The 13,764-nt window shown below is 40.4% G+C and carries 13 protein-coding genes; 7 read left to right on the forward strand and 6 right to left on the reverse strand.

Annotated elements, in window-relative coordinates; translation table 11 throughout:
• Nucleotides 1-65 precede the first annotated feature (65 nt).
• From PX700_RS20090 to PX700_RS20105, 4 genes are all read right to left on the reverse strand, one after another.
• A complete protein-coding gene (locus PX700_RS20090) occupies nt 66-1,604 on the reverse strand; it encodes an OpgD/OpgG family glucan biosynthesis protein (protein ID WP_182198033.1) in 1,539 nt (512 codons plus the stop codon).
• Nucleotides 1,605-2,112: 508 nt separating this feature from the next.
• Nucleotides 2,113-2,946, reverse strand: coding sequence for a hypothetical protein (locus tag PX700_RS20095; RefSeq protein ID WP_024604526.1), 834 nt, complete (start codon nt 2,944-2,946; stop codon nt 2,113-2,115).
• A 535-nt stretch (nt 2,947-3,481) separates the two neighbouring features.
• Nucleotides 3,482-3,733 carry a Rho-binding antiterminator gene (locus tag PX700_RS20100; RefSeq protein ID WP_024604525.1) on the reverse strand — a complete coding sequence of 84 codons (252 nt, stop codon included), beginning with the start codon at nt 3,731-3,733 and terminating at the stop codon, nt 3,482-3,484.
• Nucleotides 3,734-3,750: 17 nt separating this feature from the next.
• Nucleotides 3,751-4,590 (reverse strand): DUF417 family protein, encoded by an 840-nt coding sequence (locus PX700_RS20105; protein WP_024604524.1) that lies wholly within the window; start codon nt 4,588-4,590, stop codon nt 3,751-3,753.
• 286 nt (nt 4,591-4,876) lie between these two features.
• On the opposite strand from PX700_RS20105, the gene PX700_RS20110 reads away from it, so the two are divergent.
• Together PX700_RS20110 and PX700_RS20115 are read left to right on the forward strand one after the other, a co-directional pair.
• The gene (locus PX700_RS20110) at nt 4,877-6,343 is read left to right on the forward strand and encodes a DASS family sodium-coupled anion symporter (RefSeq protein ID WP_479521723.1); all 1,467 of its coding nucleotides are present in this window, start codon (nt 4,877-4,879) and stop codon (nt 6,341-6,343) included.
• A 97-nt stretch (nt 6,344-6,440) separates the two neighbouring features.
• Complete coding sequence (locus PX700_RS20115; RefSeq protein WP_024603674.1) at nt 6,441-6,875, forward strand: GNAT family N-acetyltransferase; 435 nt, start codon at nt 6,441-6,443, stop codon at nt 6,873-6,875.
• A gap of 2 nt (nt 6,876-6,877) precedes the next feature.
• On the opposite strand, the gene PX700_RS20120 is transcribed toward PX700_RS20115, so the two are convergent.
• Together PX700_RS20120 and PX700_RS20125 are read right to left on the reverse strand one after the other, a co-directional pair.
• Nucleotides 6,878-7,513, reverse strand: coding sequence for a trimeric intracellular cation channel family protein (locus PX700_RS20120; protein WP_004334621.1), 636 nt, complete (start codon nt 7,511-7,513; stop codon nt 6,878-6,880).
• Nucleotides 7,514-7,852: 339 nt separating this feature from the next.
• A complete protein-coding gene (locus PX700_RS20125) occupies nt 7,853-7,999 on the reverse strand; it encodes an ATP-binding cassette domain-containing protein (RefSeq protein WP_024603673.1) in 147 nt (48 codons plus the stop codon).
• Nucleotides 8,000-8,222: 223 nt separating this feature from the next.
• On the opposite strand from PX700_RS20125, the gene xdhA reads away from it, so the two are divergent.
• From xdhA to uraH, 5 genes are read left to right on the forward strand one after another with little or no spacing between them, the layout of a single operon-like run.
• Nucleotides 8,223-9,722, forward strand: coding sequence for a xanthine dehydrogenase small subunit (xdhA, locus tag PX700_RS20130; RefSeq protein WP_479521724.1), 1,500 nt, complete (start codon nt 8,223-8,225; stop codon nt 9,720-9,722).
• Nucleotides 9,709-12,048 (forward strand): xanthine dehydrogenase molybdopterin binding subunit, encoded by a 2,340-nt coding sequence (gene xdhB / locus PX700_RS20135; RefSeq protein ID WP_479521725.1) that lies wholly within the window; start codon nt 9,709-9,711, stop codon nt 12,046-12,048. The genes xdhA and xdhB overlap by 14 nt, the downstream gene beginning before the upstream one ends.
• On the forward strand, nt 12,041-12,931 hold the full coding sequence (xdhC, locus tag PX700_RS20140) for a xanthine dehydrogenase accessory protein XdhC (protein ID WP_479521726.1): 891 nt from the start codon (nt 12,041-12,043) through the stop codon (nt 12,929-12,931). The genes xdhB and xdhC overlap by 8 nt, the downstream gene beginning before the upstream one ends.
• Nucleotides 12,928-13,428, forward strand: a complete 501-nt coding sequence (gene uraD, locus PX700_RS20145; RefSeq protein WP_479521727.1) for a 2-oxo-4-hydroxy-4-carboxy-5-ureidoimidazoline decarboxylase — start codon at nt 12,928-12,930, stop codon at nt 13,426-13,428. The genes xdhC and uraD overlap by 4 nt, the downstream gene beginning before the upstream one ends.
• Nucleotides 13,425-13,763 carry a hydroxyisourate hydrolase gene (gene uraH / locus PX700_RS20150; RefSeq protein ID WP_479521728.1) on the forward strand — a complete coding sequence of 113 codons (339 nt, stop codon included), beginning with the start codon at nt 13,425-13,427 and terminating at the stop codon, nt 13,761-13,763. Before uraD ends, uraH begins: the two co-directional genes overlap by 4 nt.
• Nucleotide 13,764 lies beyond the last annotated feature (1 nt).

Consider the following 13,764-nt stretch of genomic DNA (forward strand, 5'->3'; position numbering starts at 1 on the left):
AGAACAAGGATAAAAAGCGCCTGAGTTCATTTAAGAACAATATGCTAAACAGTTACTTTAAGGTCTTATTTAATCGTTACCTTTGCATCACTTACCCATGTCTCAGTTATAGCTTCATCATTTTTATCAACTAAATACGCGCGTATGTTCACCGGATTGTTGTTAGCTTGTTTGTAGTCAAACGCTAATCGCCATTGGTTTGTACCAACTACCGGATAAACTCCAATAGGTTCTAGTATTTCACCGTTGCTGGCTTCAACAATCGGCTTTATACCACTTTTGTTATCTAAGCCTTTAAATACTGGACCTTCAAAATCAATCACCATCTTGTTAACGCCTTCAGGAATAGGCTGGCCGGGAATTCCGCCTAAGCCTTGGCGAGTATTTACAACGCTTGCAAGCGTTTTTGATTTAGGATCGAGTGGACGCCATTCAATATCATAAGAAAAGGTAAACTCATCACCTTTGCGCGCCTCTTTTTCGGGCACCCAGTAGGCAACAATATTGTCGAACGTTTCATCTTTTGTAGGAATTTCGATTAACTGTACTGCGCCTTTGCCCCAATCGTCAGTAGGTTTAATCCACGCTGATGAACGCTTATTGTAAAATACGCCGTCGTCCTGGTAGTTATTAAAGTCACGATCTCTTTGGATTAAGCCAAACCCTTTTGGGTTCTCATCAATAAAACTATTGGTCGACACCGACTGAGGATTATTTAATGGGCGCCAAACGTATTGACCCGATCCTGTGTGAATCGCCAGGCCATCGCTATCGTGAATTTCTGGGCGCCAATCTTTAGCTCCTGTTTTATCTTTTTGTGAGTACCAATACATACTGGTTAACGGTGCTACGCCTAAGCGTTCAACATCGGCGCGCATATACAAATTAGCCGTTACAGAGGTAATATGGCCTTTGGCTTCTTTGTTATCTTTACTTAAACCAAACCGATAAGCACCAGTGATAGAAGGCCCTTCAAGCAATGCCCAAACAGACACACTTTCACCTTTTTTCTCTGCGGGGCCAATCCAAAATGCAGAAAAGCGCGGAAATTCTTCTGGCTGATTCATACCCGTATTAATTGCAATACCTCGGGCTGACAGTCCATATTGTCCCTCTGGCCCGTCAGTACGAAAATAAGACGCGCCTAAAAAAGATATCCAATCTGGTTTCATATCTGGGCGCATTATTCTAAAGCCTGCAAATCCAAACCCTTCTGGGAGATCGTGAGCTGGGCTATTATCAGGCATATCAAAAACGTCATTACTAAAAGGTACATTTTGAACCTGATTTTTATCGTCTCTGATGTAAATACTTACTGGCTCAGGAAAATATCGCCCTGGGTAAAATAATTGTACAGGTGCCTTTTTTCCACTTGGGTATAAGGTTTCATCTTCTTTAAAGCGTATTTTCCAATGTTCGTCATACGTAATTTTATCGATTAACTCCGGCGCTGGCACCTTAGTTGACGTATAGGGCTTTTCGGCTGAGGCTTTTGCCAGCGCTTTTAAGTCTTCGAATGAAAACTCCGTTTTATCTACTGCTTCTGTCGCGTAAGACGACATCGAAGTGCTAAAAATAATTGCGATAAATAACTTTAATTTCATAAAAAGAATGTCCAATAAATTGAGTCAAATAAAAATGGGAACGCTGCACGAGCATATGTTTAACTTAAAGTTCTGCATGAATATTACGTGACGTAATATGAACTAGCGTTTACTAAAGTATTGTTATTTGACTACAGGACCTCCTATAATTATTTTTTTAGGCTATTGATTTTCAGGGAAATTGCGCGCGTTTAATGATACCGCTGAAGTAAAAATAAGCGGGGATAGCGCAATTTATTGAACGAAGCCCTCAGGAGGTATGGATATATTTAGGTTTTAGTTGCCCACTTTTCTAAGGCAAAAATTTGTAGAGTGGCTGGTTTTTCTAATCGTTATAGGTGCATAGTTGATTTTAGGCTAAAGCGTATTATAAGCAGTAAAAGTGAAGGATAAGCCATATAACCACACTATTAGAACGCTGGTATTTAAATGGATAACGATTGCATTTAAGTGTTGAAAAACAAAGAGGCTCACCACTTTTAAAATTTGCAATTAATAGCTAATTTTACTAGCCGTCCACCTCAGGGCGTGTTGTTACGTGTTTGATACGCTCTTTCAGTAACCGACCCTTTGCAACTGATTCATTTTTTAAAAAGTTAACCATAAAATGATAATCAGGGTGTGTTTTTAAACTACGACTAACAAAATACACGTTAGTTGTATTAATAGAGAATGTTTCTCTAATACCCGCTCCTGGATTTTTGCCTGCTAACAGGCTTAGTTTTAGACCAGGAATGTTAAACACTATATGTTGATAGCCACCATGATTTTTAATAGTTGGAAAGCCCATTGATGGTGTATCTACTATTTGATTATCAACATATACAGCTAGATAAGTATTTGCAGGAAGTTCAGTATTTCCTAATAGGTAATCTGAAAAAGCAATCATGCTTTCTTCACGAATTGAATTCTTTGTATCAGGAATACCGAACCCACTCCAATCTGTTGCAGACAACCTCCAAGCAATGCTTACAGCAAAGTACATGAAATTAAACGCTATTTCGTCGCTTGGTGGAAAATACCATACTTCATCTTTTACATGAGACAACGTTTTAAACTTTTTTATCTTTGTAGCTAGTTTAAAACCGTTAGGACGAGCCATAAAAGATATTACTTTATCTTCCCCATTTTTGGAGAATTTCAATTCACAACGCTCACAAAGTAAATACTTTTTAGCTTGCTTGTCAGTATAGGCTGCTGATTTATTAGAACCATTAATCACAACAATGTTTTGTCCGTGTTCAGGGAAACCTTTACTAATTGATCGGTAAACAGCTTTAGGCATAAAGTGACTATCTTTAAGCTTCGCTGATTTCGTACACAATGCACAGATTCCGTTCACCAAACCTCCTAAACGTATAACAACTTATTGAACAACACTTTGAGAGTTATAACGCCCCAAAACGGCGTTTATTACATTGTTTAATAATTCCACTAACTAACTTTAATGTAAACAAGTAATTAGGCATGTAATAAAAAGGTCTTTGTTATTTTTCACCAAAACGATTTTTAATGATGTTATCGGACAAAATTAAAATAGCTATTTATATAAACAGTTGGTTCTGTCAGTTAGCTTTATTTATGTAGCTACCTTTTACGAGCATAATTAACAAACGTACGGATACTAAGCGCTAGTTAAGGCTTACTTATACTGGTTTAGCATTTTTATACGCTTTATTTATACGCTTTAATAGTTGGCGTTTAGCCTTGTTCGGTGAAAAACTCGAGTAAAGAACAAAAGAAAGTTGTAGGAAAATTTTGGCTTTATGTATTTAGCGCGTAATGAGCTAAAGCATTGGTTAGATAAGCGAGCCTTAACATATTAATGATACAGACTCGCTAGAGATATTTATGATAAAAACGAATGAGTGAGGTGTTTACTTTACATCAAAGTTCACGTGGTCAAAGTATGGATTTTTCTCATGCGCTTTAAGTACACTAATTGTAGTAAGCACAATGAGTTGCAGCTCGCTATTTACGTTAACAACTATGCATTCGTCTCTATTAGCATTGCGTTTTGTGTCAGTTGCTACGCCACATACACCATCACCATTTTTTAATATAAGCTCAATGCTTAAATGGTGCATACAGGCAATTTCGATGTAGTCGTATTGGTTGCAACTGATCATAAAATCCCTCTTTTATATTATTTAGCCGGTTTAAAAATCATTAAAAAAGCAATAACAACAAGGTTGGCTATATACCAAAGATCTTTAATTACAAACTGCCCTAAGCGATCCAATAAAGTGGAAGAACTAAATGCACCGGTGGCGGTAATTAAGAATGTTTGGGTCATCATAAATACGCTTAAACACGCTAAGCCACTTACAATAATTAGCTTTTTATTATTTAAAAATAGCCCTAAGCCCAATAACACAGCAAATAATACATCAAACCCGCCAATCACGTTAGACGCGCCTTGTACGCTAAATACCGTGTATAACCACGACATAAACGGTGAGGTTTCTACTAAACTTACAATGCCTTTTGCTTCAAACTCATAAAACTTCATGCCGCCAATCCACAATAAAACCATGGCAACCGGTATAAAGTTTAAAAGTACGTGTTGTTTGTCGGTAAGTTTGTCTTTATAAAATAAAAACAAATACAAAGGCACTACAGCAAAGTATTTAATTATGCCCTGCCCACTACCAATGATTGGAAAGCCGCCAAGTTGAGCCATCCAACGGTTGCTGGCAAACAAGGTAAGTAATGCTACTAAACTTATAATTGCTGCAAGTAAAAGTGCTGGCGTAGGTTTCATTAGTTTAAGGCGAGCGAGCACAGTGGCAAACGCTAAGGCAATCATAAATGAGCCACTAATCAAACCTAATGCAGATACAGACATTAGCGAATCAACGCCATAAAAACTAAACGTAGCCGTTAACGTGTTAGAGTTTGCTCCTAACGCAAACGATAAGCCAAGTAACAAAAAGCTACTCGCTAATAAAAAAGTAATCACGTTGTTGGTTAATTTTAAGTTCATTGTATTTCCTAGTATTCGTTAAGACTTACAAAGACCTTGCTAGTCGATAAAACAATTCAAGCTAACTCTTAAAAATATAAGAGTTGATTAAGCACAACGTAAGCTCTCATCAGGTAATATAATCAATCACTTTAGTTTATAGTTTATTACCTCTTTATTAATAAAATTAAATAAGTCTAATATTCATATGATGTGCGTCATTTTTTTTATTATAAAATGAAGTAGAATAACGTCGCCTTTTCAATACACAGAATGCATGCATTTCTAAAACTTAGGGACATTTTTAATGAAGGGTACTGATATTCGAGTTACCTCTGGACTGATTTCTATAGCCATTGTTTTACTACTTTGGTTTGCTGTACCGCCCCCGCAAGGTGTTACCGAAAACGCATGGCATTTGTTAGCTTTATTTATTGGTACTGTTGTTGCCATTATTGGTAAAGCAATGCCAATCGGCGCCATTGCTATTTTAGCTATTACCTCTGTTGCGTTAACTGGCGTAACTAATGACAGCCCATCTGGCGCTATTAAAGATGCATTAAGTGGCTTTTCTAATTCATTAATTTGGTTGATTGGTATTGCTATTATTATTTCTCGGGGTTTAGCTAAAACTGGTTTGGGAAATCGTATTGGCTATAATTTTATTTCTCTTTTTGGTAAAAAAACAGTTGGTATTGGTTACGCACTCGCACTTTCTGAACTTGTTATAGCGCCTGTAACGCCAAGTAATACCGCGCGAGGCGGCGCTATTATTCACCCAATAATGAAGTCGATAGCAACAAGTTTTGGCTCGTCCCCTGAGGAAGGTACATCTCGTAAAATTGGGCACTACCTTGCTTTAGTGAGCTACCATATAAACCCTATTACATCAGCTATGTTTATTACGGCGACTGCGCCAAACCCTCTAATTGTAAAGCTGATTGCTGATGCTACCGGTGCAAATATCAGTATTACTTGGAGTACGTGGGCGCTGGCAGCGCTTGTTCCTGGTTTGCTATGTATTGCCCTTGTGCCTTTGATTGTTTATGCCATTTACCCACCTGAAGTTAAAAGTACGCCCGACGCTAAAAAATATGCAGAATCTAAATTAACTGAAATGGGCCCAATGAGTTATGGCGAAAAAATAATGGTGGGTGTTTTTGCTATGCTGCTTGTTTTATGGGCCGGCGTACCCGCAATGATTTTAGGGGCTGACTACGCGGTTAACACAACCGCAGTGGCTTTTTTAGGTTTGTCGGTTTTATTAGTGACTGGTGTATTAAGCTGGGACGATGTACTTAAAGAAAAGTCTGCGTGGGATACCGTTGTTTGGTTTTCAGCATTAGTAATGATGGCCACTTTTTTAAATAAACTAGGTTTGGTAACGTGGTTTTCAACACTTGTTGAGAGCAACATTGCGCAACTGGGCTTTGACTGGATTGTATCGGCCATTATATTGGTAGCTGTGTATTTTTATGCTCATTACTTTTTTGCCAGTACTACAGCACATATTACTGCTATGTTTGCCGCATTTTACGCCGCAGGTTTAGCGCTTGGCGCTCCGCCTTTATTTTTAGGTTTACTATTAGCTGGCGCTTCATCACTCATGATGTCGTTAACGCATTACGCAACAGGCACCTCTCCCATAGTGTTTGGCTCAGGCTATGTATCATTAAAAGACTGGTGGGTAATGGGCCTTATAATGAGCGTTATTAATTTAAGTGTATGGGGAATTATTGGCGGGCTTTGGTGGAAAGCACTTGGGTATTGGTAGTATTGCCTTTGTTAGTTTGGCTTGCACATTTAATACTGCGCACTTGTTTTGGTTAGTTCTACAAATATAAACATTGAGGCTGTTGCAAGGGAGCACTATGGTTTTTAAATTCATAAAGGCAGCATATTCAGACCGAGACTACTTATTAAGCCTCAGAAAACTGACTATGGTTGAACACTTAGAAAATGCCGGGTTATTTTTAACTGAGCAACAGCATGTTTTAAGGCTTGATGACCAATATAACTGCTCCTATCTTATAGTTATAAATGAGGTACCAATTGGTACTTTAAAATACCAAACGTACGCTCAATACGTTGAAATAATGCAATTACAAATACATCCACTGCATCAAAATAAAGGGTATGGGAAAGCGGTTATTGAACAAGTTATTACAAGTGCGCAGTCAAAACCTATTAAACTCACTGTGCTTAAAAACAACCCAGCATTAGGACTTTATAAGCGGCTGGGTTTTACTATAACGGATGAGAATAATTACGAGTACTACATGCAAACGCGGGCTACTCGTAGCTAAAATTAGTCGCTTTGATCTCTGAAGTCTTTTTTTCTGAAAATAGTTAAATGCCAACCCCAATGCAAAGAGCCTAATCTTAAAAAAATAGTCGTGAAAAATGACCCTAAAATACACCAAATGTAATCTACATTAAGGCTAAATAAAGCGGCATAAACTGCACCACCCGCTAAACACGCAGAGGCGTAAGGTTCGCTGCGCATAACAGTTGGCACCTCACGGCAAATTACGTCGCGTATTAAACCACCAAATATACCTGTAGTAATGCCCATGGTAATTGCGACCACCATGCCAGAGCCATTAATGAGTGCTTTTTCTATCCCCATAATATTAAATAACGCCATACCAACAGCGTCTACTAATAAAAAGTAGTAATTATTAACGCGCGGTAAATATCGAATAAATGCAATTGTTGCTATAACGGCCCCATAGGTCGAATATAAATACTCTGGGGTAGCAATCCAAAATACCGGTTTGTTTAAAAGTATATCTCTGAGGGTACCGCCCCCTAATGCTGTAACGGTTGCCACCACTACTACGCCAAAGCCACTAATGTTTTTTTCATACCCAAGCAATGCCCCTGCAACAGCAAAAAATGCGACACCGAGTAATCCTAGTACCATAAAGTATTCAGCAGTCATGGTAATTCCTTTTTAAAATTTATAAGGAGTAGTTTCAACTTACGTGCCAAAAAACATCCCTTAAAAGTTGAATTAACTTTAAAAATTACATTTAAAAACAACGCTGTAATTCACACTGAATGCAGTTTGAGGTTAGGTTTTATGAAAGGTAATATTTGAGAAGGTAATTATTTTAAAAGTAGGTATTTTCTACACGTTGTTTATAAGTAGGCTCATAAATTAAGCTAGCGCTATTTATCCACTCAAAATAAGCAAGATAGCCTACAAAAATTGACTCAAAGATTAATAGGCTAATACCTATCCAACTTGCAGAGTTACATAAAAAAATAACGCTGACACCTACCCTAATTTTTCATTGTTGATTGGTATTATACGGCCATTAAAAAACATGTCCCCTTGGTCAGGTTTAACCACACCATAAAGCATTTTCATTAATGTGCTTTTACCAGCCCTATTTCCCCCTTTAGATTTAAATAGTAAAAGCATTCGCTTCACCGTGCCTTATTTTTAAAGCGACTCCGTTATTACCTATACCTCGATAATTTAACCCAACCGCCCTTAACTGACCAAGCGGTCAACAATGGCATAGTAACTGCAATAAGCTAATTAAAGATTAAAAAGTATTTTTGTTACCCGTGCGCAAACAACAAGAAAAAACATACGCCAAGCCTTTATGTATCAGGGCTTTATAAAAATTAAGGGGGTCTGTGTGATTCAATTTTTATTAAATAACACGCCAATTGAAGTACAAGAATGCTCGCCAAGTCTCACCATTTTGGACTGGCTTCGCACCAAAAAAGGGAAAGTGGGCACCAAAGAAGGGTGTGCAACTGGCGACTGTGGCGCGTGCACAATTTTAGTGGGTGAAGAGCGTATAAATGCAAACGGGCAAGCTAGTTGGCAATACAAAACAATGAACAGCTGTTTATTGTTATTAGGTAATGCGCATGCAAAACATATAGTAACGGTAGAGGCTGTGACTACTGGTTTATACCCAAACTTAACCGATTTACACCCCGTGCAACGTGCACTGGTGGAGTGTCATGGTTCGCAATGTGGTTTTTGTACGCCCGGTATAATAATGAGTTTGTTGGCTCTTTATATTAATGAGCCAACGTACCCTGGTAAAAAAGCGGTTATTTATGCACTTGGCGGTAACTTATGTCGTTGTACAGGTTATAGCCCTATATTACTTGCAGCCGAAAAAGCCTATAGCTATGAGCGTAAAGCTGAACCGTACTCAGCAATGGCCGCTCAATTTAAAGCATCACTTAATACGCAATATGATGACGATATTCCATTTTTAAAAAATGGCCCTCGCAAATTTTACTTACCACAAACTGCCCAACAACTTGTTGAGCTAAAAACGCTTTATCCTTATGCACATTTAGTTGCTGGTGGTACCGACTTTGCCATTGAGCTTAGCCAAAACATGCTTTTACCAGATGTAATTATCTCCCTTAGCCAAGTAAAGGAGCTTTGTACCTTGGCAGATCATAACGGTGAGCTACACATTGGTGCAGCACTACCTTATAGCCAATTTGTTGAGGTATTTTATAACTATTACCCAGAGTCAAAAGAGCTATTTGAACGCTTAGGATCAAGCCAAGTACGTAACAGCGGCACACTCGGTGGCAGCATAGGAAATGCCTCTCCTATTGGCGATCCAGCTCCCCTTTTAATCGCTCTTAATGCATCAATGGATTTATTAAGCAGCGCAGGCACGCGCACTATAAAAGTTGCCGACTACTTTATTGATTACAAAAAAACAGTTCTTAAAAGCGATGAAGTAACTAGTAAGTTCATGATTCCAAAGCGCCCTGAGTCACTAAAACTGGCGTGTCATAAAATATCAAAACGCTTTGAAGACGATATATCTACCGTGTGCTTGGTGCTTGCTTTAGAGCATTCACAAAACATGATTACTAAAGCCCGCTGCGCTATGGGCGGTATGGCAGCTATTCCTAAGCGCGCGCAGCATATTGAGCAAAAGCTGATATCTCAATCGTTACAAGTAAGTAGTTTTATAGACGCCGCAACGGCTATTAACGATGACTTTACGCCCATGAGCGATGTACGAAGCAGTGCGCATTACCGCACTACGGTAAGCAAAAACTTACTACAACGCATTGGTATTGATTTTTGTGAGCCGCAAGCACGCAACAATAACAACATTGCCATTACGAGGATCTCACATGCGTCACTTTGAAATGGATAAACTAAAAGCGCAAGGTGGTAGCGTTGGACAATCTAAATATCACGAAAGCGCTATTAAACAAGTTTGTGGCAGTGCAAATTTTGCCGACGATAATCCTGAGCCTTACGGCTGCCTACATGCCTACCCAGTGCTCGCCCCTGTTACAAGTGGCTTTATTAAATCAATAGATACAAGTCACGCACTGGCAGTTAAAGGCGTTCAACGTATTTTATCGGCCGAAGATGTACCGGGTAAATTAGATATTGGCCCAGTATTTCCTGGTGATGTATTACTCACTAGCCATGAAATTCAATATCACGGACAACCTGTATTAGTAGTGGTTGCCGACACCTATGAAATAGCGCGTCGCGCTGCACGTTTAGTGGTTATAGAGTGCGAGCAAACTACACCCATACTCGATATTAAAGAAGCCATTAGCAAAGAGCATTGGGTAAGGCCGCCCCATTCACTTAACCGTGGTAACAGCGAACACGCCATTAATAATGCAGCCCACCAGCTTAAAGGCGAAATAAACATAGGCGGGCAAGAACACTTTTATTTAGAAGGCCAAATAGCGCTGGCGCAACCTGATAACGACGGGGGCATTCATGTTCAATGCTCTACGCAACACCCTACTGAGGTTCAACACTTAGTTGCCAAAATATTAAAAAAGCCATTTAGCTTTGTAAACGTAGAAACCCGCCGTATGGGCGGTGCTTTTGGTGGCAAAGAAACCCAAGGCGCACCATGGGCATGCCTTGCAACCCTTGCGGTTTACCACCTTGGCTGCGCAGTAAAAATGCGCCTAGCCCGCAGCGACGATTTTAAATTAACCGGTAAACGCCACCCTTTTTATAATCAATACCATGTTGGCTTTGACGAAAATGGTTTAATAGAAGGTGCCGACATTACCGTAAACGGATTTTGTGGCTACTCCCCTGATTTATCAGATGCAATTGTAGACCGTGCCATGTTTCATGCCGATAACGCCTACTACTACCCAGCCGCCACAATTAAAGGTAATCGCTGTAAAGTGAATACCGTAAGCCATACCGCATTTAGAGGGTTTGGTGGCCCGCAAGGAATGATTATGGGCGAGCTAATAATGGACGATATAGCAGCCAAATTAGGTAAAGATCCACTTGAGATCAGAAAACTCAATTTATATAAAAAAGGTCGCGACACCACGCCGTATCATCAAACCGTAGAGCAACATATTTTAAAAGATATGATAAACCAGCTTGAGGAGTCGGGTGACTACTGGGCACGTAAAGAGGCTATTAAAGCATTTAACGCATCGTCACCTATTATCAAAAAAGGCCTTGCAATGACGCCGGTTAAATACGGTATCTCGTTTACGGTACAACACTTAAATCAAGCTGGTGCACTCGTACATGTTTATAGTGATGGCTCTATACATTTAAACCACGGCGGCACCGAAATGGGCCAAGGGCTGAACACCAAAATTACGCAAATTGTAGCCCATGGCTTTGGGGTCGATTTTAACGCGGTAAGTATTAGTGCTACGCGTACTGACAAAGTGCCAAACACCTCGCCAACAGCGGCTTCAAGCGGTACCGACTTAAACGGTATGGCGGCGCTAAATGCAGTAAACACAATAAAAGAGCGCTTAATTGATTTTATTACCGAGCACTTTGAAGTAAACAGCCAAAGTATTACATTTAAAGATAACCTCATTACTTTTAGTAAAGGGGAAATTAGCTTTAGCGAACTTGCAAATCTTGCTTACATGAATCGTATATCGCTTTCATCAACGGGTTATTACGCCACACCAAAAATTCATTACGACAGAGCCAAAGGTGAAGGCCGCCCATTTTTTTACTACGCTCACGGCGTAGCACTCAGCGAAGTAGAAGTAGATACGCTTACGGGCGAAAACACGGTAACCCGCGTTGACATACTGCACGATGTAGGCAGCTCAATTAACCCAGCACTTGATATAGGCCAAATTGAAGGCGCCTTTGTACAAGGTATGGGCTGGCTTACCACCGAAGACTTACAATGGAATGATAAAGGCCAGCTTGCAAGCTTTGGCCCAGCCAACTACAAAATACCAGCCATTGGCGATACCCCTGCCGAATTTAACGTCAATCTTTATAACTCAGCAAATCCAGAAACCACCGTGTTTAGATCAAAAGCCGTAGGCGAGCCGCCATTTATGCTGGCCTTTAGTGTATGGAGCGCTATTCGTAATGCCATAAGTAGTGTGGCTGATTACAAATACACCGCCCCATTGGATACACCCGCAACCCCAGAGCGAGTATTGAGTGCAATTGAGCAAACCGCTAGTTGGTTTAAGGAGCATCAACATGACTAATTTAAATAAGTCGTTTCAGGGTTTTCATACCCAAAACTGGGCGCAGGCTATAAACGAGCATGAACAAAGCGGCACTAACTATGTAATTGCCACTGTACTTGGCACCAATGGCTCAACCCCACGCGGCACAGGCTCTAAAATGGTAATAAGCGGCGAGCATATTTACGACACCCTTGGCGGTGGCCACCTTGAATATCTAGTAATTGAAAAAGCCCGAGAGCTACTTGCCAAAGGCGAAGCCGCCCAAGTAATTGAGCAATTTAATCTAGGTGCAAATTTAGGCCAGTGCTGCGGCGGGGCTGCCACCGTTATGCTTGAATGCATGCAATGCGAGCGCTTCACCCTCGACATTTATGGCGCAGGCCACGTAGCACAAGCGCTTATTGGTATATTGGCACAACTACCTATGCGCATACGCTGGATAGATAGCCGCGCAGATGTATTCCCACAGGCTATTCCAAATAACGTAGTAAAAGTGGTTGATGAAGAGCCAACAGAGCAAGTAAAACGTGCACCTAAATCTAACAACTACTTAATATTGACCCATAACCACCAGCTCGACTTTGCACTCACCCAAGCCATTATTAAACGCGCTGATGCCAATTGGCTGGGCGTTATTGGCTCTGACACTAAAGCAAAACGTTTTAAACAACGCCTAGCCCATCGCGATTTTACATCCGTTCAAATAAAGCAAATGACCTGCCCTGTTGGGCTTAAAAACATTACGGGCAAATTACCAATGGAAGTGGCTATTTCGATTAGTGGACAGCTAATTGGCCTTTATCAGGCTATGCAAACCCAAGCGCCAAAACGTCAAGGCTTACAGTGGCGCACACTAAAAAATGCCTTAATTAGCACCACGCAGGAGGAAGTAGACGCATGAGTAGCTTACAAATAAATACGCTAAATGATGCACAAGCAAAACAAGCACTTGAGCATTGCTGCGCAGCCCCTAACTGGGTGGCGGGCATGGTAAAAGCAATGCCATTTAAAAGTGCTCAGCAGCTGTTTGAATGCGCACAAAGCATATGGGATAGCCTTGACGAGAGCGACTATTTAGCCGCTTTTGAAGGCCACCCGCAAATAGGCGACTTATCAACCCTTAGCAAAAAATACGCTGCTACCGCACAAAAAGCGGGGCATGAGCAATCAGGTATGAGCAAAGCAAACGAAACCGTACTTACCAAAATGATTGCCCTTAATAAAGAGTACCTGAACAAGTTTGGCTTTATTTTTATTGTGTGCGCCACCGGTAAAACGGCCGAACAAATGCTTGAACTCATAGAGCAGCGCATACACAACACCCGCAGTACAGAGCTTGCTATAGCCGCGGGCGAACAAGCCAAAATAACAAAAATAAGATTGGAGTCACTGCTATGAACAAAAGCCCTATTACTACCCATATACTCGATACCAGCACCGGAAAACCAGCAGCAAACGTTGCCGTAAAGCTATTTAAACTTACAAATAACGAGTGGGTGCAACTAACCCAAGGCACAACCGATAGCGATGGGCGTATTACCGACTGGCTAAATACAGAAATAGAATTTGCAACCTATAAACTGGTATTTGATTTAGATAGTTACTATGAAAACCAACCTACCCCTGCGTTTTACCCAGAGGCGCAAATAACGTTTAGATTACAAGATACTAAACATCATCATATCCCATTGTTGCTTAGCCCGTTTGGCTACTCTACATACAGAGGTAGCTAAT

The sequence above is a fragment of the Pseudoalteromonas sp. TP27 genome, assembly GCF_056470645.1.

Excerpts from the sequence above, each read along its gene's own strand:
- PX700_RS20125 (WP_024603673.1), bottom strand. The coding sequence starts at position 7,999 with ATGCTTTTACTATTTAAATCTAAAGGGGGAAATAGGGCTGGTAAAAGC.
- uraD (WP_479521727.1), top strand. The coding sequence starts at position 12,928 with ATGAGTAGCTTACAAATAAATACGCTAAATGATGCACAAGCAAAACAA.
- PX700_RS20090 (WP_182198033.1), bottom strand. The coding sequence starts at position 1,604 with ATGAAATTAAAGTTATTTATCGCAATTATTTTTAGCACTTCGATGTCG.
- PX700_RS20100 (WP_024604525.1), bottom strand. The coding sequence starts at position 3,733 with ATGATCAGTTGCAACCAATACGACTACATCGAAATTGCCTGTATGCAC.
- PX700_RS20120 (WP_004334621.1), bottom strand. The coding sequence starts at position 7,513 with ATGACTGCTGAATACTTTATGGTACTAGGATTACTCGGTGTCGCATTT.
- xdhC (WP_479521726.1), top strand. The coding sequence starts at position 12,041 with ATGACTAATTTAAATAAGTCGTTTCAGGGTTTTCATACCCAAAACTGG.
- PX700_RS20105 (WP_024604524.1), bottom strand. The coding sequence starts at position 4,590 with ATGAACTTAAAATTAACCAACAACGTGATTACTTTTTTATTAGCGAGT.
- xdhB (WP_479521725.1), top strand. The coding sequence starts at position 9,709 with ATGCGTCACTTTGAAATGGATAAACTAAAAGCGCAAGGTGGTAGCGTT.
- PX700_RS20110 (WP_479521723.1), top strand. The coding sequence starts at position 4,877 with ATGAAGGGTACTGATATTCGAGTTACCTCTGGACTGATTTCTATAGCC.
- uraH (WP_479521728.1), top strand. The coding sequence starts at position 13,425 with ATGAACAAAAGCCCTATTACTACCCATATACTCGATACCAGCACCGGA.
- PX700_RS20115 (WP_024603674.1), top strand. The coding sequence starts at position 6,441 with ATGGTTTTTAAATTCATAAAGGCAGCATATTCAGACCGAGACTACTTA.